Origin of the sequence: Corynebacterium halotolerans YIM 70093 = DSM 44683, from assembly GCF_000341345.1 — a bacterium.
Classification (GTDB): Bacteria; Actinomycetota; Actinomycetes; order Mycobacteriales; family Mycobacteriaceae; genus Corynebacterium; species Corynebacterium halotolerans.
In genome coordinates, this window is sequence record NC_020302.1 from 2,604,091 (window position 1) to 2,625,128 (window position 21,038).

Annotated in this window: 20 protein-coding genes; 6 read left to right on the top strand and 14 right to left on the bottom strand. The window is 69.4% G+C overall.

Features of this window, described 5'->3' with window-relative positions:
* Positions 1-20 precede the first annotated feature (20 nt).
* From A605_RS15980 to mshD, 6 genes are all read right to left on the bottom strand, one after another.
* Positions 21-1,244, bottom strand: a complete 1,224-nt coding sequence (locus A605_RS15980; RefSeq protein ID WP_015401771.1) for a cytochrome P450 — start codon at positions 1,242-1,244, stop codon at positions 21-23.
* 136 nt (positions 1,245-1,380) lie between these two features.
* Positions 1,381-2,154, bottom strand: a complete 774-nt coding sequence (gene pstB / locus A605_RS12010) for a phosphate ABC transporter ATP-binding protein PstB (RefSeq protein WP_015401772.1) — start codon at positions 2,152-2,154, stop codon at positions 1,381-1,383.
* A 66-nt stretch (positions 2,155-2,220) separates the two neighbouring features.
* The gene (pstA, locus tag A605_RS12015) at positions 2,221-3,147 is read right to left on the bottom strand and encodes a phosphate ABC transporter permease PstA (protein ID WP_015401773.1); all 927 of its coding nucleotides are present in this window, start codon (positions 3,145-3,147) and stop codon (positions 2,221-2,223) included.
* A gap of 13 nt (positions 3,148-3,160) precedes the next feature.
* Positions 3,161-4,225: a phosphate ABC transporter permease subunit PstC gene (gene pstC, locus A605_RS12020; protein WP_015401774.1), complete on the bottom strand. Its 1,065-nt coding sequence runs from the start codon at positions 4,223-4,225 to the stop codon at positions 3,161-3,163.
* A 169-nt stretch (positions 4,226-4,394) separates the two neighbouring features.
* Positions 4,395-5,525 (bottom strand): phosphate ABC transporter substrate-binding protein PstS, encoded by a 1,131-nt coding sequence (gene pstS / locus A605_RS12025; RefSeq protein WP_015401775.1) that lies wholly within the window; start codon positions 5,523-5,525, stop codon positions 4,395-4,397.
* A 243-nt stretch (positions 5,526-5,768) separates the two neighbouring features.
* Positions 5,769-6,689 (bottom strand): mycothiol synthase, encoded by a 921-nt coding sequence (mshD, locus tag A605_RS12030; RefSeq protein ID WP_015401776.1) that lies wholly within the window; start codon positions 6,687-6,689, stop codon positions 5,769-5,771.
* A 31-nt stretch (positions 6,690-6,720) separates the two neighbouring features.
* Here mshD and A605_RS12035 point away from each other — a divergent pair, with 31 nt between their 5' ends.
* Positions 6,721-7,518 (top strand): LmeA family phospholipid-binding protein, encoded by a 798-nt coding sequence (locus tag A605_RS12035; protein WP_015401777.1) that lies wholly within the window; start codon positions 6,721-6,723, stop codon positions 7,516-7,518.
* On the opposite strand, the gene A605_RS12040 is transcribed toward A605_RS12035, so the two are convergent.
* The gene (locus A605_RS12040) at positions 7,512-8,549 is read right to left on the bottom strand and encodes a diacylglycerol/lipid kinase family protein (RefSeq protein WP_027004420.1); all 1,038 of its coding nucleotides are present in this window, start codon (positions 8,547-8,549) and stop codon (positions 7,512-7,514) included. The two genes, A605_RS12035 and A605_RS12040, sit on opposite strands and share 7 nt — an antisense overlap.
* 68 nt (positions 8,550-8,617) lie before the next feature.
* Between A605_RS12040 and A605_RS12045 the strand changes: the two genes are divergently transcribed.
* Complete coding sequence (locus tag A605_RS12045) at positions 8,618-9,364, top strand: heme-binding beta-barrel domain-containing protein (RefSeq protein WP_015401779.1); 747 nt, start codon at positions 8,618-8,620, stop codon at positions 9,362-9,364.
* A 9-nt stretch (positions 9,365-9,373) separates the two neighbouring features.
* Here A605_RS12045 and A605_RS12050 read toward each other — a convergent pair whose 3' ends face one another.
* Entirely contained in the window at positions 9,374-10,366 is a 993-nt protein-coding gene (locus A605_RS12050; RefSeq protein WP_015401780.1) for an aminodeoxychorismate lyase, read from the bottom strand.
* Positions 10,367-10,440: 74 nt separating this feature from the next.
* Between A605_RS12050 and ygfZ the strand changes: the two genes are divergently transcribed.
* Both ygfZ and A605_RS12060 read left to right on the top strand, forming a co-directional pair.
* Complete coding sequence (gene ygfZ / locus A605_RS12055) at positions 10,441-11,505, top strand: CAF17-like 4Fe-4S cluster assembly/insertion protein YgfZ (protein WP_015401781.1); 1,065 nt, start codon at positions 10,441-10,443, stop codon at positions 11,503-11,505.
* Positions 11,506-11,740: 235 nt separating this feature from the next.
* On the top strand, positions 11,741-11,980 hold the full coding sequence (locus tag A605_RS12060; RefSeq protein ID WP_015401782.1) for a DUF3073 domain-containing protein: 240 nt from the start codon (positions 11,741-11,743) through the stop codon (positions 11,978-11,980).
* A 177-nt stretch (positions 11,981-12,157) separates the two neighbouring features.
* Here the strand turns inward: A605_RS12060 and purM are convergent, their stop codons facing one another.
* The 3 genes from purM to A605_RS12075 are packed head-to-tail and all read right to left on the bottom strand — an operon-like array spanning position 12,158 to position 15,242.
* The gene (gene purM, locus A605_RS12065; RefSeq protein WP_015401783.1) at positions 12,158-13,249 is read right to left on the bottom strand and encodes a phosphoribosylformylglycinamidine cyclo-ligase; all 1,092 of its coding nucleotides are present in this window, start codon (positions 13,247-13,249) and stop codon (positions 12,158-12,160) included.
* Between the two features lie 30 nt (positions 13,250-13,279).
* Positions 13,280-14,833, bottom strand: a complete 1,554-nt coding sequence (purF, locus tag A605_RS12070) for an amidophosphoribosyltransferase (protein ID WP_015401784.1) — start codon at positions 14,831-14,833, stop codon at positions 13,280-13,282.
* 10 nt (positions 14,834-14,843) lie between these two features.
* Positions 14,844-15,242, bottom strand: coding sequence for a sterol carrier family protein (locus A605_RS12075; RefSeq protein ID WP_015401785.1), 399 nt, complete (start codon positions 15,240-15,242; stop codon positions 14,844-14,846).
* An 88-nt stretch (positions 15,243-15,330) separates the two neighbouring features.
* Between A605_RS12075 and A605_RS12080 the strand changes: the two genes are divergently transcribed.
* Positions 15,331-16,323, top strand: coding sequence for an acyl-CoA thioesterase (locus A605_RS12080; protein ID WP_015401786.1), 993 nt, complete (start codon positions 15,331-15,333; stop codon positions 16,321-16,323).
* 29 nt (positions 16,324-16,352) lie between these two features.
* Here the strand turns inward: A605_RS12080 and A605_RS14865 are convergent, their stop codons facing one another.
* A complete protein-coding gene (locus A605_RS14865; protein WP_015401787.1) occupies positions 16,353-17,141 on the bottom strand; it encodes a LysE family translocator in 789 nt (262 codons plus the stop codon).
* Positions 17,142-17,266: 125 nt separating this feature from the next.
* On the opposite strand from A605_RS14865, the gene A605_RS12090 reads away from it, so the two are divergent.
* A complete protein-coding gene (locus tag A605_RS12090) occupies positions 17,267-17,728 on the top strand; it encodes an Lrp/AsnC family transcriptional regulator (protein WP_015401788.1) in 462 nt (153 codons plus the stop codon).
* Between the two features lie 19 nt (positions 17,729-17,747).
* Here A605_RS12090 and trhA read toward each other — a convergent pair whose 3' ends face one another.
* Entirely contained in the window at positions 17,748-18,464 is a 717-nt protein-coding gene (gene trhA, locus A605_RS12095; protein WP_015401789.1) for a PAQR family membrane homeostasis protein TrhA, read from the bottom strand.
* Between the two features lie 284 nt (positions 18,465-18,748).
* Positions 18,749-21,025, bottom strand: a complete 2,277-nt coding sequence (gene purL / locus A605_RS12100) for a phosphoribosylformylglycinamidine synthase subunit PurL (RefSeq protein ID WP_015401790.1) — start codon at positions 21,023-21,025, stop codon at positions 18,749-18,751.
* Between the last annotated feature and the right edge of the window lie 13 nt (positions 21,026-21,038).

Sequence of the window (21,038 nt, forward strand, 5' to 3'; positions counted from 1 at the left end):
CGCCCGCCGGAGCCGGCAGCTCAGAGTCGTTCCAGCTCGACCGGGTAGTGCTCCCAGCCGCCCACCGGGTGCACCCCGCGGCTCGCGCCGCCCGCGCCGTCGTCACCGGTTCCCTCGGCGGGCCACACCGTGGCCGCCTTCAGCAGCTCCTCGATGAATGCCCGGATCTCCAGGATCGACAGCGGCTTGCCGGGGCACACGTGCGGCCCCGTCCCCCACACGAGATTCTTCCCGGCGTTGCCCTCGGGGTCGAAGGCCTCCACGTCACGGAAGGCCTCGGGGTCACGGTTGGCGGCGGTCCAGTGGATGCGCACCCGCTGTCCCTCCGGCAGCTCCACCCCCGAGAGGGTGACCGGGCAGGTGGTCACGCGCCGGTTGGAGACGAATGGGTTGTCGACGCGCAGCAACTCGTCGACGACCGCGGTGAACTCGGCGTCGGAGACCCCGAAGCGCAGGTGTTCCTGCAGCGCCAGGTTCTCCGTCAGGCCGTGGAGGACCACCCCGATGCAGCGGGCCACGGAGCCGAGGTCGCCGGCTGTCCAGTTGCGCAGGATGGAGACGATCTCCGCAAACTCCAGCTTCCGCCCCAGGCTGGTGTCGTGGACGAGTTCGGCGGTGACGTCGTCGAAGCGGTCGGGGGCCTCGAGCCTGGGTCGGACGACCTCGGCGATGATGTCGTCGAACTCCTCGGCCACGGCCGCGGTGCGGGAGCGGTCCCTGGAGCGGGTGGCCGCGGAGTTCTCGGCGATCCAGGCCAGCAGCCGCTCCTCGAGCTCCGCCGGCCAGCCCAGCCAGGCGCGCATCGCCCGCACCGCGAACGTCGCCCCCAGATCGTCGACCGCATCCACCCGGGCGGTGCGGCCGGTGAGGAAGTCGTCGACCACCGCGCGGGCGACGTGGCGGAACGGCTCCCCGTACTCCGCAACGACGTCGGGCGCCAGATAGCGGTCGAGCAACCGGCGGAAGCGGATGTGCTCCCGGCCGTCGAGACCGTTGGGGATCTGCAGATGCGCCGAGACCGCCGAGCTGAAGGTCTCCGCGTCCTCGGCCACCCGGACCACCTCGGCGTGGCCTGCGACGAGGATCTCGCCGTCGGAGGCGGGGACGACCGCTCGGCGACGCCCGCCCCTCCCCCGCGCGACAGGTCTCTGCTCAGTGGCCAGCAGCTCATCACCGAAGTCCCGGGGGTCACGGCCGGCCGGGTCGACGGGAGCCTCGGCGGGCGCGGCGTTGTCGGTGCTCACTGTGTCTCCCTCACTTGTTGCTCCGTGGACGATCCGCTCCCCAGCCTAGGGGAAACGGGGAATTCTTCCCCCGCAACGGCGGCAGGCCCGCAGCGCGGGGTGCGCTGCGGGCCTGCGGTTCATCGGGGGCGTCGGATTATCCGAAGCGGCCGGCGATGTAGTCCTCGGTCTCCTTCTGGTCCGGGTTCTCGAAGATCTTCTTCGTGTCACCAAACTCGACGAGGCGACCCGGCTTGCCGGTGGCCTCGAGGGAGTAGAAGGCGGTCTTGTCGGACACCCGGGCAGCCTGCTGCATGTTGTGCGTCACGATGACGATGGTGAAGTCCTCCTTGAGCTGGTGGATGAGATCCTCGACAGCCAGGGTGGAGATCGGGTCGAGAGCGGAGCAGGGCTCATCCATGAGCAGCACCTCGGGCTCGACGGCGATGGCGCGGGCGATGCACAGACGCTGCTGCTGGCCGCCGGAGAGGCCGCCGCCCGGCTTGTCGAGGCGGTCCTTGACCTCCTCCCAGAGGTTGGCGCCGCGCAGGGAGCGCTCGGCGACCTCACGGAGCTTCTTCTTGTTCTTCTCGCCGGAGAGCTTCAGGCCGGCGACGACGTTGTCCTCAATGGACATGGTCGGGAACGGGTTGGCCTTCTGGAAGACCATGCCGATGGTGTTGCGGACGGAGACCGGGTCGACCTTCGGGCCGTAGATGTCCTCCCCGTCGAGGAGGACATTGCCCTTGACGTAGGCACCGGGAATGACCTCGTGCATGCGGTTGAGGGTGCGCAGCACCGTGGACTTGCCGCAGCCGGACGGGCCGATGAAGGCGGTCACGGCCTGAGCCGGGACCTCGAGGTTGACGTTCTGGACGGCGTGGAAGTCGCCGTAGTAGATGTTGACGTCGTTGAGGGAGAGCTTGGACATCAATTACTCCTGTGAGCTGTGGGGATGTGTTCGTCGTGATCCGGGGCGCAGCGCCCGCCGGGGGCGCTACTGCTTGACCGAGAACCGGGCGGAGATGAGGCGGGCGCCGATGTTGAGGAGGGCGATGATGAGGACCAGGGTGAGGGCGGCGCCCCACAGCTTGTCCAGCACGGCCGGGGAAGTGCCGGCCTTGTACATGTCGAGCATCATCAGCGGCAGCGAGGACTGCGGGCCCTCCATCGGGTTCCAGTTCATGGTCTGGGTGGAGCCGACGAGGATCAGGACCGGGGCGGATTCGCCCATGACGCGGGCGATCGCCAGCATGATGCCGGTGACGATGCCGGACAGCGCGGTCGGCAGCACGATCTTGGCGATGGTCTTCCACTTCGGCACGCCCAGGGCGTAGGAGGCCTCGCGCAGGTCCATGGGGACGACGCGGAGCATCTCCTCGGTGTTGCGGACGACGACCGGAACCATCAGGAGCACCAGCGACAGGGCGACGGCCATGCCGGAGCGCTCGAACCCGAAGAGGGTGATCCAGGTGGTGAAGATGAACAGGGCGGCGACGATCGACGGGACACCGGTGAGGATGTCGACCATGAAGGTGGTGATGCGGCCCAGTCGGTTCCCGTTGGAGTACTCCACCAGGTAGATGGCGGTGAAGATGCCGACCGGGATGGACACGACCGAGGCGATCAGGGTCTGCATCACGGTGCCGACGATCGCGTGCAAAGCGCCGCCGCCGGGCAGATGGTAGAGCACACCCTGCTGGGACGAGGTCCACCACTCGGCGTCGAGGATGGGGCCCAGCCCACGGGAGATGACCTCCCAGAGCACCCACACCAGCGGGATCATCGCGATCGCCATGGTGAGGTACACCAGGACCGTGGCGATGCTGTCCGTGGTCTTGCGGCGACCGGAGATGTGGGAGAAGGCGGACTGGTCGGCCAGGTTCTCGGAGGCCGGGGTCACGGTGTTGACGTTGTGGGACATAGTGTTTCTCCGCCTACTTCTTGTTCACGAGAGCACGGGCGATGGCGTTGACCACGAAGGTCAGCAGGAACAGCACCAGACCTGCGGCGATGTAGGCGCCGGCGCGGATGTCATCGTTGAACTCGGGGGCCGCGTTCGCGATCGCGGTCGCGAAGGTGGTGCCACCGTCGAACAGCGAGAAACGGAACTCGGAGGACGGGGACACCACCAGGTACAGCGCCATGGTCTCACCGAGCGCGCGGCCCAGGCCCAGCATGGAGCCGGAGACGTAGCCCGACAGACCGAACGGCAGCACGGTCATGCGCACAACCTCCCAGCGGGTGGCGCCGAGTGCCAGGGCGGCCTCGATCTGACCCTTCGGGGTCTGGACGAAGACCTCGCGGGCGGTGGCGGCGATGATCGGCAGGATCATCACAGCCAGGACGATGCCACCGGTGAGCACGTTGCGGCCGGTCGCGAAGGATGGGGAGTTGGCGTAGGTGGAGAAGAGGAAGAAACCACCGGCCCAGCCGTTGAGCCACTCGTAGAAGTTGGCGAGGAACGGGCCGAGAACCAGCCAGCCCCACAGGCCGTAGACGATGGACGGCACCGCGGCGAGCATGTCGACGAGGTAACCGAGCGGCTTGACGGCCCGCTTCGGGGCGTAGTTGGACAGGAAGATCGCGATGCCGAGGGCGATCGGCATGGCGATGGCCAGGGCCACCACCGAGATCAGCACGGTGACCGCGAACAGGTTCGGGATACCGAAGTACATCGCTTCGGTGTTGTTGGTGTTCCACGCGCCCGTGTAGGTGAAGAAGCCCAGGAAGCCCTCGGCGTTCCGGTTGAGGGAGGGGATGGCCCGCCAGATCAGGAACGCACCGATTGCGGCGATGAGGACGGTGATGAGGGTGGCGGAGGCAGTGGACAGGAACTCGAAGACGCGGTCGCCCGGACGCTTGACGCCGCCCGTGGTCTTGACGCCGCCGGTGTCCTCCGGTTGCTGCGTGTTGCCGATGGTGGCCACGGTGTTGGCGATCATCGGATCGCTCTGGTCGAGCATCCCCTGCTCGTCCGTGGTCTGTTTGTTGCTTGCCATGAAGCGCGATTCCTTAGAGCTTGGCGGAAATTGTTCAGTGTCGCTCGGCCACGTCCCAGGCGTGGCAGAGCCCCCGGTCGCGCCGGACGCGGGCGGGGGCATAAGGGGGAAGACGCCGACCGGGGCTTTTCCCGGTTGGCGGCCTCACACGTCACATGCAGGGCGAACCTTACTGAATGGCCTCGACGGCCGCGGTCAGACGCTCGTGGTGGGTGCCGGTGACCGGAATATAACCCAGGGCCTCCAGGTCCTCGTCCTGGGAGTCCAGGGCGACGGTCAGGAAGTCCTTGACCATGTTGGAGGTCTCCTCATCGTAACCCGCGGAACAGACGATCTCATAGGTGGTCAGGACCAGCGGGTAGGAACCCTCCTGGTTCTGGGCGAACAGGGCCTCGGTGTCGACGACCATGTTGTGCCCCTCAGTCTGGAACTCGAGGGCGTCCAGGGCGGTGCCGACGTTCTCAGCGTTCAGCTCGACCGGGCCCGACCCGAAGTCCAGGTTGGCGATGCCCAGACCCTGCTGCTGCGCGAAGCCGGACTCCACGTAAGTGATGCCACCGTTGATGGCGGCGACCTCGTTGGCCACACCGTTGGAGCCGTTGGCCCCGGCACCGACCTCGGTCGGGAAGTTCTGGCCCTCGGTGTCCCAGTCGTCCGGGGCGGCGGTGTTCAGGAACTGCTGGAAGTTGTCGGTGGTGCCGGACTCATCCGAACGGTAGACCACGGAGATCTCGGTGTCCGGCAGCTCGACACCCTCGTTCTCGGCGGCGATGGTCTCGTCGTTCCAGTTCGTGATCTCGCCGTTGAAGATCTTGGCGACGGTCGGGATGGAAAGGCTCAGGTTCTCATCGACGCCCTCGAGGTTGTAGGCGATGGCGACCGGGCCGATGACGAAGGGCAGGTGCCAGGCCTCGTTGCCGCCGCAACGCTCGGCGGCCGGCTCGACCTGGTCCTCGGACAGCGGGGAGTCGGAGCCGGCGAAGTCGACCTGGCCGCCGACGAAGTTGGTGCGGCCGGAGCCGGAGCCGGAGGGGGTGTAGGCGAGGGAGGCGTCGCCGCCGGTGGCCTCCTGGTACTTGATGTTGAAGTAATCCATCGCGTTCTGCTGGGAGGAGGCACCCTCACCAACGAGCTGGCCGGTGGTGCCGGAGAGTCCGGAGGCGGAAGCGTCGCCGGAGCCGTTGGAGGCGGTGGTCTCGGTGGAGCCGTTGCCGCTCTCGTCGCCACAGGCGACGAGAGCGGCGGAACCGGCGGCCACGATGCCCAGGACAGCGGCGGTGCGCTTGAAGTTGCGAATCACGGAAAAACCTTTCCTCTGCAGATCATCGGTTGGAAATCCGAGCAACGCCGAGTCCCCGCGAGGGGCGCCGAGGAGGTCGGCGGCAGGCACGGGTCCGCCCCGCCACAAACGACAGTGTTGCTCACAGGGGGTAAACCTAGGCGCTGGACGTAACCGACTGGGGCCCAAATGGTGAACGACCGGTTAACACTGAGTCATCTTTGAAAGAACAACTGGTCTCCCGGCGGAAATCTGAGACACGCGTCACTGATTTGCGTATACTGCGTGCTCTTCCGCCACCGTGAAGCCCAGCTTCCCGTAGGCCCGGACCGCCGGCTCATTGTCCGCCTCCACATAGAGGATGACGCGGTCCGCACCCTTCCGCACCATGTGGGACAGACCCACGCGCAGCAGCGGATCCCCCAGCCCCCGGCCCCGGAAGTCGGAGGCCAGTCCCACGACGTAGACCTCGCCGAAGGCCGGGGTGGACTCGGCGTGCCACTTCGTCCAGTGGAATCCGGCGAGCGGTGGGACGCCGTCGCCGTCCGCGCCCGCCAGGGCGGGCCCGTCGGGCCAGAGGAACAGCACGTCCTCCTCCGAGAACCACTCCGCCTCGGTGGCCCGCCGCAGCCGGGCCAGATCCCAGCCGCCCTGTTCGGGGTGCCAGGAGAAGGCCTCGTTGTTGGCCTTCAACCAGGCCTGCTCGACGGTGAGACGGCCGAAACGTTCCGCGGAGACCCGCAGGTTGGCGGCGGTGACGGCGTCATGGCCCTCATACTCGGCCGCGGCGGCCAGCGCCGGCCCCTCGATGGCCATCACCAGCAGGCGGCGGGTCACACGCCGCCCGTCGGCGGCCGCCAGCGCCTGCGCGCCGGGGAGGTTGCCGTGCGCCCAGACCTCGACGCCCCCCAGCTCGCGCAGCAGGGCGGTGCCGATACCGCGGCGTCGGGAAGCGGGGGCGACGACCATCTCAGCGGTGAGTCCGTCGACCGCGGCGACGCCTGCGGGCCGGTTGTCCTCGACGGCCAGCAGGTGCCGGTGGCCCAACCGGGCGTCGGTCAGGCCGAGCAGGAACTGTTCGGACAGCGGCGCCACGCCGTCCGCGTTCCCGGCCTCGGCGGCGAGCTCCGCGACACGGGCCGCCAGGTCCGGGTGATCGGGCAGGGACAGGGTCTGAATCTCCATGCGCCCCAGACTATCGGGTACATATAGATGGGTGTTTGTACCGCGCATTCCCCTCGCCCTCGTCACGGTCGCCGCGGTGATCGGTGGGGCGGGCTGGTTCACCGACTCCGTGGCCGCCCTGCGTGTGGAACGGGCCATCTCCCGGGAGGTGGAGGAGAACTCCCGCCTCGACATGAGCCCGTCGGTCTTCGTCGGCGGCGCCCCCTACCTGCAGGCGCTGGTCACCGGGGAGATCCCCCGGTTGAGCGTCGACGCGCTCGACGTCAACGTCGAGGGTCTCGGAATGGTCAACGCCAGTACGTCCGTCGCCGGTCTGCTGGTCGAGCCGGGGCAGGTGTTCAGCGGTGAGATCGAGGGTGCGCCCGCGGAGCTGATCTCGCGGACCATCAGCCTGGACGGTGTCTCCCTGGGGCGGTTGCTCGACATGACGGACCTGGACATCGCCAACCCCTACAACATCTCCCCCACGGGCGGGGTGTCCTCGGAGGCGCAGATGACCGGCACGCCCCCGGGTTTCGACGCCCCCGTCACCGTCATCGTCGATCTGCGCCTGGTCGGCCCCATGTTCCACCTGACCCCGCGGGCGCTGGTCGACGTGCCCGAGGAACTGGCCGACCGGGCGCGGGAGGCGTTCACCTACTCATTGGACACCCGCCGCCTGCCGCTGTCCGGGCAGGCCTCCTCGGTCACCCTGTCGGGCGGGTCCATCTACTTCGAGGCGCAGCGCCACAACGTCACCGTGCAGGTATCCGACCTCTCCCCGCTGGACCGGACGGGCCCGGACCCGGAGGAGGACCCGGCGGACCCGCAGGCCCGGCGGATTCAGTAGATCCGCACCAGGTCGCGCAGGATCTGCCCCCAGTTACGGTGCCGGGCGGGGTAGGCCTCCTCGGGGGCGAAGACCTCGAGTGCGTCGGGGATGCTGGCGAGGTGCACCCGCCGCATCTCCCCCTCGAACTCCCCGTCGGCCTGGAACTGCTGGGGCCGAGGGCAGCTCAGGGTCACCGAACTCGCATCGTCGAACTGGACGATGCGTCGGTTGATCCAGGACGCGGGGAAGCGCTCATGTCCGAACCCGACGAGGTGGAGCACGCTGGCCGCGCCCCGCACGCCGCGAATGTCAGTCAACCCGAAGAGCCCGAGCCCCTGGTCGAAGGAGTTGCGGGGATTGGTCACCACCGGCAGCGGCCCGAGAAAGGTCCAGGGGTTGGTGTTGGAGGCCAACAGCAGCGGCACCCCGGTGAGTTCAATCCGTTCGCCCCCGGCGCTGACCGCGTCAACGTCGATGTGCGGAGGTCTGCGCCCGGCGCGGTACCACGCCCGCACCCCGACCTGTAGATAGCGCAGCGGGGTGGCGGCGAAACCCTGGTCACGGGTGCGGTCGACGTCAGCGATCACGTCGGCGTCGATGCCGAAGCCGGCATTGACGGCGAACCAGCGGTCATTCCAGGTGCCCAGGCAGATCAGTCGGCGTAGGTCGCGGCGCAGCAGATCCACCAGGGACTCGGTGGCCGCCACCGGGTCGGGCGGGAACCCGAGGGCGCGGGCGAAGACATTGGCCGAACCGGTGGGGATCACCGCGACCGCCGGCACGGCGCGGGGATCCGGACGGTCCCCGCCGACGGTGCCGAGCAGACCGTTGACCACCTCGTTCACGGTGCCGTCGCCACCGACGGCGAGCACCAGATCGACGTCGTCACGCGTCAGCCCCCGGCACATCTCCTCGGCGTGCCCCGGGCGGTGGGTGAACCGGCTGACCAGGTGCAGGCCATCGACCTGCCGAAGCAGAGGGACCACCCGGCGGAACAGGCGGTCGTTCTGACTGGTCGAATTCGGATTCGAAATCATCAGCACGCGCACATCAGCCACAATAGCCGCAGTGCGCCCGTCTTCCCTGCCGGAACGGTACGGCGACTAGGATTGAGCGCATGAATCAGGACAGAAACGACAACCCGGACACCCCCGAGAACCCGCCGTCCGACACCCCGGGCGACGCCGCCGCAGCCGGCTCCGGCGCGGCCCGGCACGAGGACACCACGCCGCAGCCCCAGTCTGAGACGCTCAGCGGCAACGACGCCGTGAACCTGGCGGCCGAGCAGTCCAAGTCCACGGCCCACCGCAACATCCCGGGTCTGGACCTGGGCGAGCTGCCGTTGCCCGATGACACGGCGAACCTGCGCCACGGCCCGAACCTGCACGACGGACTGCTGGCACTGCTGCCGCTGGTCGGCGTGTGGCGCGGCGAGGGCCAGGCGGACACCGCCGTGGACGGGCAGTACAGCTTCGGTCAGCAGATCATCTTCGCCCACGACGGCGAGAACTACCTGACCTATGAGTCGCGTATCTGGAAGATCGACCCGGAGGGCAACCCGGCGGGCCCGGATCAGCGCGAGTCCGGCTTCTGGCGCATCTCCCTCAAGGACGAGATCGAGTTCATCTGCACCCACTCCACCGGCGTGGCGGAGATCTTCTACGGCGAGCCGGTCAACGAGCGCGCCTGGCAGATCGAGTCCGCCTCCACCATGGTCACCTCGACCGGCCCGGCCGCCCTCGGCCCGGGCAAGCGTCTCTACGGCCTGATGCCCAACAACGACCTGGGCTGGGTCGACGAGCGCATGGTCGACGGCGAGCTGCGCCCGCGCATGTCCGCGCAGCTCAAGCGCGTCGCGGGCTGACCCCCGCCGCTACCGTGCCAGGGCGTCGGCGATCAGGCGCCGGATCTCGGCCTCGTTGTCCGGCGCCGGCAGCTTCCGGCCGTCGAGCGCGGTGACCCGCGCCCCCATGCGCACGGAACTGACCAGCCACACCGACTCCGCACGCAGCAGGTCGTCGACGTACAGGTCCTTCTCCTTGCAGCGCCACCCCTGCCGGCGCGCGTGCCCGAACAGCGCCGCCTGGGTGGTGCCGGGCAGGATGTCGCCGCCCGGGGTGGGCGTGCGCAGCCGACCGCCCTTCTTCACCGTCACCACGCTCGACGTCGCCCCCTCAAGCACCCGCCCCGTTTCGGCCTCGACCCAGATGACGTCGTCGAAGCCGTGGGCGTTGGCGTGGCGCAGGGCGGCCATGTTCGCCGCGTAGCTCAGCGTCTTCGCCCCCACCGTCAGCCACGGCGCGAGGGACGGCGGCGTCGGCGACGCGGTGCCGGTGGTCGCGTCCCCGACCCCGGGCAGCATCGTGTTGATGGAGTACCCGCGCGGGGCGGTCATCACCTTCACCCCGGCCTTCCGCTGCCGCAGCGTCGTCTGCGGGATGGCGCTGACGACGATCCAGGCCGAGGGGTGGCCCGTCGAGGCCCGGCCCCGCGTGTAGGTCCACACGCACCTGGCGTCCCCGTCGTTCTCGGCGTACCAGCTCTCCACCGCCTGCCGGGTGGCCTCCTCCCACTTGTCCAGATCGGGCTCCGGAAGCTCCATCAACCGCGCCGAGGCCAGGAAACGACGGGCGTGGCGCTTGAAATTCGCGGCCCTGCCCTTGCGCACCAGCAGCGTCTCGAAGACCCCGTCGCCGCGGGTGACCGCGGCGTCGTCCCAGTAGACCAGCGGCAGCGCCGGATTGTGGCGGCGGATGGAACCGCCGTAGGGCTCGACGACGAGGATGACGGGCTGGGGGTCCGCGGGAGACCGGCGGGAGGCGGAACCGGCGGTGTCGGTGGGGTCGGCAGAGTCGGCAGAGTCCATGCCATGGATTATGCCTGCTTCACCGGGCTACCATCGAGTCCGTGACTATTGAAGAACCCCTGGATCAGCAGCCCATGTACCGTTCCCCCCTCCTCGACCTCCCGGGCGCGGCGGAGGCCCGGGATGCCGACGCGACCGTCGACTCGGCCGGCGTGGCCTGGCACTACGGGAACCCGCTCGGCGAGCAACGGCTGGTGGAGACCACCACCGTGGTCGTCGACCGCTCCCACCGCCAGGTGATCAGGGTCGACGGACCGGACGCGCCGGGTTTCCTCAACAACCTGCTCTCCCAGAAGCTCGACGACGTCGCGGACGGTTTCTCCGCCTCCGCCCTGGACCTGGACATCCAGGGCCGCATCCTGCACCACACCGACGTCACCCGCGTCGGCGACGCCTTCTACCTGGACCTGCCGGCCAGCCAGGCACCGACCTTCGTCGACTTCCTGCGCAAGATGGTCTTCTGGTCCCAGGTGGAGGTCACCGAGACCGACCTGGGGGTACTCACCCTCCTCGGCGGTGACGTCGCCGTACCGGAGGAGGTCAGCGCGGTCTTCGTCCGCACCGTCGAGTGGCCGGGCACCGCCCGCCGCGACGTCGTCGTGGAGCGTGCGCGTCTCGACGTCGCCGTCGACGCCCTGCTGGCCGCCGGCGCCGCGCTCGCCGGACTGATGGCCTTCACCGCCGAGCGGGTCCGCGCCCTCGAGCCGGAGAAGGACGTCGATCTCGATCACAAGTCCATCCCGCACGAGGTGTCCGCCTGGATCGGCCGCGGCGACCGGTTCGGCGCGGTGCACCTGGAGAAGGGCTGCTACCGTGGCCAGGAGACCGTCGCCCGCGTGGAGAACCTCGGCCGCTCGCCCCGGCTGCTGGTCATGCTCCACCTGGACGGCTCCGCCCCGGAGGCCCCCGCCCCGGGTTCGGCGCTGACCTTCAACGGCCGCACCGTCGGTCGGCTCGGCACCGTGGTCCACGACTGCGACTTCGGTCCGATCGCCCTCGGTCTGGTCAAGCGCAGCGCGCTCGACTCCGGTGAGCTGATGGCCGGGGAGGTCGCCGTCTCCGTCGACCCGTCCTCGATTCCGGAGGACGAGGGCGAGAAGGCCGGCCGCGCCGCGATCGACCGGCTGCGGGGCCGTTGAGCCCGCGGGGCCGCCGGGTCATTCGGCGGCCCCGCCCCCACCCGAACTACCCCCGTTTCGTCACAGTTATCATGCAATTTCCCTATATATAGGCCTTTTAGCCTGCTCAGGGGGGCAGTGAGGAATTTTTTCACGGTTCAGGCTATTGTGTTCTACAGGAATACACACAGACGTAAAGCCGATGGGGCATCCGAATTCCCTGGATCGCCCTCACACACCTCAAGGGGGTCAGGCCATGGGTCGCGGTCGCGCGAAAGCAAAGCAGACCAAGGTTGCACGCCAGCTGAAGTACAATACACCTGAGATGGATCTGGATTCACTCCAGCGTGAGCTCGCCTCGCAGTCGTCTCCGTCTCGACGCCACTACGAGGACGCCCCCGACGATTACAGCGATGTCGAAGACCGGTACGCGGACTACGCGGACTGGAACGACGAGGACGACTCCGATGAAGGATCGCCCTACACCCGTCGCTGATCGACGGGACATATAACGCATATTCCTGCGTTAACGGCGCGTCACCACTCTTTCCCCCGGAAAGAACGGTGCCGCGCCGTTGGCGTTTCCACGGTTCGCCCGCCTGCGATTCGCCCGTCTGCGATTCAGCCGCAGGGACACCGGGACGGGACCGCGGGGTCCGCCCCGGTCCGGGGATCAGAAACCGGGGTGGTCGCCCAGGAGCACGGCGCGCTCGTCGTCGGCGTCGGTGGCCTGGCGGACGGTGCCCAGCTCCCAGCAGTCGATGTGCCGGGCGGTCAGCATGGCCAGTGCCCGGTCGCGGTCCTGCAGGGAGACGACGGCGACCATGCCCACGCCCATGTTGAAGGTCTTCTCCATCTCCTCGCGGCTGACGCGGCCGAGCGCGGAGATGGTGCGGAAGATCTGGGCCGGGGTCCAGGTGTTGCGGTGCATCTCGGCCACCAGGCCCTCGGGCAGGACGCGGGCGAGGTTGCCGGCCAGTCCGCCGCCGGTGACGTGGCAGAAGGTACGGACCTCGCACTCCGCGGCGAGCGCCAGGCAGTCCTTGGCGTAGATGCGGGTCGGCTCGAGCAGCTCCTCACCCAGGGTGCGGCCGAGCTCCTCGACATAACCGTCGAGCGGCAGGCCGGCCTTCTCCAGCAGGACGTGGCGGGCCAGGGAGTAGCCGTTGGAGTGCAGGCCGGACGAGGCCATGCCGATGAGCACGTCACCGGAACGCACCCGGTCCGGGCCGAGCAGATCCGCGGCCTCGACGACGCCGACGGCGGTGGCGGAGACGTCGTACTCGTTCTCCCCCATCACCCCGGGGTGCTCGGCGGTCTCGCCGCCCAGCAGGGCCGCGCCCGCCTGGACACAGCCCTCGGAGATGCCGGAGACGATCTCCGCGACCTTCTCGGGCACGACCTTGCCGATGGCGATGTAGTCCTGGAGGAACAGCGGCTCGGCGCCGCAGACGACGAGATCGTCGACGCACATGGCCACCAGGTCGATGCCGATGGTGTCGTGCTTGTCCATGGCCTGGGCGACGGCCAGCTTGGTACCCACCCCGTCGGAACCGGCGGCCAGCAGCGGCTCCTCGTACTTGCCCAGCGCGAACAGGCCGGCGAAACCGCCGAGCCCGCCGCGGACCTCCGGACGGGTGGCCTTCTTGGCCAGCGGCGCGAACAGCTCGACGGCCCGGTCACCGGCCTCGATGTCGACGCCGGCGGCGGCGTAGGAGGCGCCCTCCCCGGCAGGGTCGGCGGAGAGGTTCTCGTTCTCGCTCATGGTCGTGTCACTTTCCTTCGTCGGCGGGGGTTACTGGGCGGGTTGGGCGGCATCGCCCGAGGCGTCGAGCCTGGTGTGCTGCAGCTTGGCCACCAGTTCCGCGTTCGGGTTTCCGGCGGGCAGGCCAAGCTCGTAGTCGCCGGAGAAGCAGGCGGTGCACAGCTCGTGCCGGGGCTGCTCGGTGGCCTCCACCATCTGGTCGATGGAGACGAAACCGAGGGAGTCCGCGCCGATCGCCCGGCGGATCGACTCGACGACCGCGGCCTCGTCCTGGTTGTCACCGGCGTTGGCGATCAGCTCGCCCGGGCTGGCGAAGTCGATGCCGTAGAAGCACGGCCACTTCACCGGCGGGGAGGCGATGCGCACGTGCACCTCCGCCGCACCGGCCTCGCGCAGCATGCGGATCAACGCCCGCTGGGTGTTGCCGCGGACGATGGAATCGTCGACGACGATCAGTCGCTTGCCGGCGATGACCTCGCGCAGCGGGTTGAGCTTCAGGCGGATGCCGAGCTGGCGCAGCGTCTGGGAGGGCTGGATGAAGGTGCGGCCGACGTAGGCGTTCTTGACCAGGCCCTGCCCGAAGGGGATGCCGGACTCGCGGGCGTAGCCCACCGCCGCCGGGGTGCCGGACTCGGGCACCGGCATGACCAGGTCGCCCTCGGCCGGGTACTCCCGGGCCAGGCGGCGGCCGATCTCGATGCGGGTGGCGTTGACGGACCGGCCGCGGATGTCCGTGTCCGGGCGGGCGAGGTAGACGTACTCGAAGACGCAACCCTTGTGACGGGTCTCCGCGAAGCGCTCGGTGTGCACTCCGGACTCGTCGATGGCGACGAGTTCACCCGGCTCGACCTCGCGGACGAAGGAGGCGCCGACGATGTCGAGGGCGCAGGTCTCCGAGGCGACGACCCAGCCGCGCTCGAGGCGGCCGAGCACCAGGGGGCGCACGCCGTGGGGGTCGCGGGCGGCGTAGAGGGTGTGCCCGTCGGTGAAGGTCAGGCAGAACGCGCCCCGCACGCGCGGGAGCAGCCGACGGGCCGACTCCAGGACCGAGGTACCCTCGGTGACGGAGTGGGCCAGCAGCGCGCTCATCACCGCGGTGTCGGAGGAGGCGTGCTTGGGGCTGAGCAGCTTCTGCTCGACCGCCTCGTCACGCAGCTCGCGGAAGTTGACCAGGTTGCCGTTGTGGCCGAGCGCCACGTCGGTCCCGTCCGGGGAGGTGCGGAACATGGGCTGCACGTTGTCCCAGTCCGCGCCGCCGGCCGTCGAGTAGCGGGTGTGCCCGATGGCGATGTCGCCCTGCAGGGCCCCGAGGGAGGGCTCGTCGAAGATCTGGGAGACCAGCCCGGTGTCCTTGAAGACGACGATGCGGTCACCGTCGCCGACGGCGATGCCGGCGGCCTCCTGGCCACGGTGCTGGAGGGCGAAGAGCCCGAAGTAGGTCAGTTTGGCGACATCCTCGCCTGGGGCCCAGACGCCGAAGACGCCGCACTCCTCACGGGGCTCCTGCTCGCCGCGGTCGTCATAGGGCGAGTGATCCGCGGGTGCGCTGGTCGAATCGGTCCGGGAACGGTCCTTGAGTACCACGTGCACAACCTTAGTCGGTTACCCCCTGCAAACTAATAACCGGCAGCCAGCGGGCCACCTCCCCCGCCCGGGAACCGGAGGCGTCCACCGCTCCCGTGGCGATCGCCTCCGGCAGGCTCGTCTGCCCCGTGGCCAGCCGCAACCAGGTCAACGCATCCGTCTCCACCACGTTGGGCGGGGTGCCGCGGGTGTGGCGCGGGCCCTCGATGCACTGGACAGCCACGAACGGGGGAATCCGCACCTCGACGCTGCTGCCCGGCGCGTCCCGGGCGAGCGTGCGGGCGGTGAGCTTCACGGCGTCGGCAAGCGGCTTCCGCGGCGGCTTATCGACGCCGTCGGGGTCGCGGATCCAGTCCCGGACCGCATCGACGGCGGCGCGGGTGGCGGCGGGGTCGACAGTCTTGCTCATGCGGGCCGATCCTAGCGCCCCCGGCGTATGACGTGCGTTAAGGTTGGCGGAAACACTGCCCTTGTTCGCCCTGAGAAAGTCTGTCCGCATGTCGACCGAAACCAAGTCCCCGGAGGTCACCCTCCGCTTCCTCGCCGCGCCCACGGACGTGCTCATGGCCGGCTCCCACGGTGTGGGCGGCGGCCGCGTCCTCGAGTGGATCGACAAGGCGGCCTACGCGTGTGCCACCCAGTGGTCCGGCACCTACTGCGTGACCGCCTACGTCGGTCACATCCACTTCACCCGCCCCATCCCGTCGGGTCACATGGTGGAGGTCCGTTCCCGGATCGCGATGACCGGCCGGTCGTCGATGCACATCGTCAACGAGGTGTTCTCCGCCGATCCCCGCGAGGGTATCTACACCCGCGCCTGCGACTGCCTGGTCATCTTCGTGGCCAAGGACACCGCCACCGGCAAGTCCCAGGCGGTGCCCCCCTTCGAGCCGTCGACCGACGAGGAGCGCCGCGTCCTCGAGGCCGCCCTGACGCGCATCGACCTGCGCAAGGCCATCGAGGCGGAGATGGAGAAGCAGACCTACGACGGCCCGTCGGACGCCCCACGGGTCATCCACCGTTTCCTGGCCAAGCCCACGGACATCAACTGGGGCGGCAAGGTCCACGGCGGCACCGCCATGGAGTGGATCGACGAGGCGGGCGCCGCCTGCACCATGGAGTGGTCGGGGGAGCACACCGTCGCCGTCTACGCCGGGGGCATCCGCTTCTACAAGCCGATCTCCATCGGTGACCTCATCGAGGTCGACGCCCGCATGATGCGCACCGACAACCGCTCGATGCAGATGTCCGTCCACGTGCGCTCGGGCAGCCCCCGCGGGGGCCGGGAGAATCTGGCCACCGCCATCCACGCGACGGTGACCTACCTCAGCGTGGACATCGACGGCAATCCCCTGCCGGCCCGCCAGTTCACCCCGCGCACGGAGGAGGACATCCGCCTGGCCGAGCACGCGACGACGCTGCGTGAGCTGCGCGCCGAGTACACGCCCGTGCCGCTGGTCATCCCCGCGTCCTCGAGCTACAGCATCTAACGACGCGGGCCCCGGCGGGCGGAGGAGGGTCAGCCCAGGAACTGCCCGCCGAGCATGCCCGCGGCCAGCAGCAGCATGGCGGTGCCCGCCACCCCGGTGAGAATCCGGGAGGCACGGTCGCTGCCCGCGAGCACCTTCCGGGCGAACAGACCCAGCAGCGAGTAGGCGCACATCGCCGAGGCGATGAACACCAGGCCCAGGGTGAACAGCTGCGCCCCCGGCGGCCAGGCCGCCGCGGGGACGACGAACTGGGGCAGCAGGGCGACGAACGCCATGACCCCCTTCGGGTTCAGGCCGCTGACGGCCGCGCCCTGCAGCAGCACCCTCAGCCGACCGGGGACGGGCGCGGGCGTCGTCACTCGGGTGGCGGGGGTGGTCGCGGTGGCCGTCACAGTGCCGCCGACGCCGCCGTGGTGCGGCACCGCCTCCTCCCCCGCGGCGGGCGCGGACTCTGCCACCGGCGCGGGGCTGTCCAACGGTGCAGAACCGTCCACCGGTGCGGGAGTGTCCACCGGTGCGGAACCGTCCACCGGTCCCCGCAGCGCCGAGCGGAGCATCGACCAGCCGATCTTCACCAGAATGAGGGCGCCCACCACGGTGATGGCGGTGAGCACCGCCGGGTGCGAGGCGACGACGGCGCCGAGTCCGGCGGCGACCACGGTGGTCAGCCCCAGGTAACCGAGGGCGATGCCGGTCAGCGGGACGGCGATGCCGCGCCCGCGCAGCACCTGCCCGAGGACGAAGGCCCAGTCGGGGCCGGGGGTCACGACGAGCAGCAGGCACAGGGCCCAGAAACTGAGCAGAACGGTCGCCTCCACGGCGCCCCCCTTTCTCCCGGTGGTGAGGATGCCGTCATCGTGCCTGTTCAGCGGCGGTACGGAAAATACCGGCGTTTCACGTCATTGACGTGGTTTTTCCCGCGGCCTGTGCAAGAATCCGTCACATGGATGCCATTGACCGGAAGATTCTGGCGCTCGTGCAGGAGAATGCGCGGATCACCGCCGCTGAGCTGTCCCACCACACCGGGGTGTCGTCGTCGACCTGCCTGCGGCGGCTGCGCGCACTGGAGAACGGGGGCGTGATCGAGGCGTTCCACACGCGGGTGAATCCGGCGGCGGCGGGCTTCGGGATGCAGGTCACGGCCTTCATCACTCTCGGCCGGGAGGACCGGGCCACGGTCGCGGCGCTGGAGGAGGAGATCGCGGCGATCCCCGAGGTGCTCACCGCCGAGCGGCTGTTCGGCGACCCCGACTTCCTGGTCCGGCTCGTGGCCCGGGATCTGGCGGACTACCAGCGCATCCGCGACGACCGCCTGGGCACGCTGCCCGGGGTGGAGAAGATCAACTCGACGCTCGTGATGCGCTCGGTGGTCCGGGACCGGCCGCTGCCCCTGCCGCTGGACTGACCCGCGCCGAGGTCCGGAGCTAGCCCTGCACCACGACGATCCACACCGCCACCAGGTGGATGATGGCGGCGACGATGGTCGTGGCGTGGAAGTACTCGTGGTAGCCGAACATGCGGGCGTTGCGGCCCGGCCAGCGGAAGCCGTAGATCAGCGCACCGAGGGAGTAGACGACGCCACCGATGAGCAGCAGCCACACGACCAACGGCCCGGCGTTCGACCACAGCTGCGGGATGAGCGGCACGATCAACCAGCCGAGCACCAGATAGACCGCCACCGCCAGCCAGCGCGGGTGGGCGATCCAGACGAGGTTGAGCACCACGCCGGCCAGGGCCCCCACCCAGGCGGTGGTGAGCATCCACGTCGCCGTCCTCGGCTCCAGGATGATCAGGCACAGCGGCGTGTAGGTCGCGGCGATGAACACGGCGATGGTGGCGTGATCGGCCCGGCGCCACCACTGCACGGTGCGCATGCTGCGCCAGGGGCCGCGGTGGTACATCGCGGAGACGGCGAAGAGCACGAAGACCCCGACCGCGTAGACCGTCACGCCGAACGCCTGTCCCCAGGGCAGGGTCATCCACGCGTAGGTGGACAGCACGGAGCCGGATATGACGGACAGGAACGCGGCGATCAGGTGGAACCAGCCGCGCGTGGCAGGACGCTGGCCGCGGTCGATCACCCAGCGGGTCAGCTGGATCAGCGGTTCATCATTGCCCCCACGGTCGCGGTTTCCCCCCACTGCCCCGGTATCGGGGGTTTCCTCAGCCACGGAGTACCTGCCTTCGGTCCAGTAAGCTACGAACGCGTAAAGTCTACTCGTCCGGGCCGCTCCCCCGCCAACGCCAAGGTCGCCGTTGCGCGGGGCATTCCCCGGGTCAGCCACGCCGACGAACGAGGATACCGCGGTGTTCGCCCTCGAAGCCCGGTGGTCACGAGCGTGCCTTCGCCCGCGGCACCCTGAGAACACGAAACGCCCCCGTCGTCCGCTGAGGGGATGACGGGGGCGTCTGTGCGCGTCAGCTGCTACTCGACGACCGCGTTGGCGCCGACGGCGTGGCCGAACAGCTCCGGCAGGGTGGAAGACCAGGCCTCGCGCAGCTCGGCGACCGGGACGGTGACCTCGCCGAAGCTCAGGTCCCGGCCCTCGGCGGTGCTGCCGACCTGCACGGCCGGCACACCCAGCTCCGCGGCCCGGGCCAGCACGCCGTCGACGTGATCGGCGGTGGTGGCGACCAGGGCGCGGGAGGCGGACTCGGAGAACAGGGCGACGAAGGCGTCGTCGTGGACGCCGGACAGATCCAGCTCCACCCCGCGGTCGGCGCGGACGGCCATCTCGACGACCGCCTGGGCCAGGCCGCCCTCGGAGAGGTCATGGGCGGCGGTCAGCATGGTGTTGCCCACGAAGAAGTCCGCCAGACGCTCCTCGTCGGCCAGGTCCACCTGTGGGGGCAGGCCGTTGAGCCCGCCGCCGGAGACCTGCTGCCAGATGGAGCCTCCGAACTCGTCGCGGGTGGCGCCCAGCAGGATGAGCACCTCCGGCTCGTCGACGGTGCCGAGGTCGTGGCCGATGGCGTCGTGGACATCGTCGATGACGCCGAGGACGCCGACGACCGGGGTCGGCAGGATCGGCTCGTCGCCGGTCTGGTTGTAGAAGGAGACGTTGCCGCCGGAGACCGGGATGCCCAGCTCCTTCGCGCCGTCGGCCAGCCCGTGGACGGACTCGCGGAACTGCCACATCACGTCCGGATTCTCCGGGGAGCCGTAGTTGAGGCAGTTGGTCACGGCGACGGGTTTCGCGCCGGTGACGGCGACGTTGCGGTAGGCCTCGGCCAGGGCCAGGCGGGCGCCGGTGTTCGGGTCCAGCCTGGTGTAGCGGCCGGAGGCGTCCGCGGAGACGGCGACGCCGCGGTTGGTCTCCTCGTCGATGCGCAGCACGCCGGCGTCGGAGTACTTGGCCTTGACGGTGTTGCCGCGCACGTAACGGTCGTACTGCTCGGTGATGAAGTCACGGGAGCACAGCGCCGGGGAGGACACCATGTCCAGCAGGGCCCGCCTCAGGTCGGCCGGGCGCTCGACCGGGACGTACCGCTGCAGCTCGTCCTGCCACTCCGGGCGGGCCCAGGGGCGCTCGTAGACCGGGCCGTCGTCGATGCTCGACGGCGGGGCGTCGATGACCACCTCACCGTTGTGGGTGACCACCAGGCGGTCGTCCTCGTCGGTGACCTCGCCGATCTCGGCCGCGGTGACGTCCCACTTCGCGCAGATCTCGAAGAACTTCTCCACATTCTCCGGGGCGACGACGGCGCACATGCGCTCCTGGGACTCGGAGGCCAGGATCTCGGCGGCCGACATGTTCTTGGCGCGCAGCGGGACGGCGTCGAGGTTGACGCGCATGCCGCCGTCACCGGCCGCGGCCAGCTCGGAGGTCGCACAGGCCAGGCCGGCGCCGCCGAGGTCCTGGATGCCGACGACGACGCCGGCGTGGTACAGGTCGAGGCAGCACTCGATGAGGACCTTCTCGGCGAAGGGGTCGCCGACCTGGACCGCCGGGAGCTTGCGCTCGGCGCCGTCCTCGAAGGTCTCGGAGGCCAGCACGGACACGCCGCCGATGCCGTCGAGGCCGGTGCGGGAGCCGAAGAGCATGACCTTGTTACCGGTTCCGGAGGCGAAGGCCAGCTTGAGATCCTCGACCTTCAGGGTACCCACGCACAGGGCGTTGACCAGCGGGTTGCCGGCGTAGGACTCGTCGAAGACGGTCTCGCCGCCGATATTCGGCAGGCCCAGGGAGTTGCCGTAGCCGCCGATACCGGAGACCACGCCCGGCAGGACACGCTTGGTGTCCGGGGCGTCGGCCGCGCCGAAGCGCAGCTGGTCCATCACGGCGATCGGGCGTGCCCCCATGGCCATGATGTCGCGGACGATGCCGCCGACGCCGGTGGCCGCGCCCTGGTAGGGCTCGACGTAGGAGGGGTGGTTGTGGGATTCGACGCGGAAGGTGACGGCGTTGCCGTCCCCGATGTCGACCACGCCGGCGTTCTCACCGATACCGGCGAGGATCTTCTCGGACATCTCCGGGGTGGTGGTCTCGCCGAAGTAGCGCAAGTGCGTCTTCGAGGACTTGTAGGAGCAGTGCTCGGACCACATCACGGAGTAGACAGTCAGCTCCGCGTCCGAGGGGCGCCGGCCGAGGATCTCCTTGATGCGGGCGTACTCCTCGTCCCGCAGACCCAGCTCGGCGTAGGGCTGGGGGGCGTCCGGATCGGCCTGGGCCGCTGCGACGGTGTCGTTGTGGACGGTCATGTGTTAACCAACC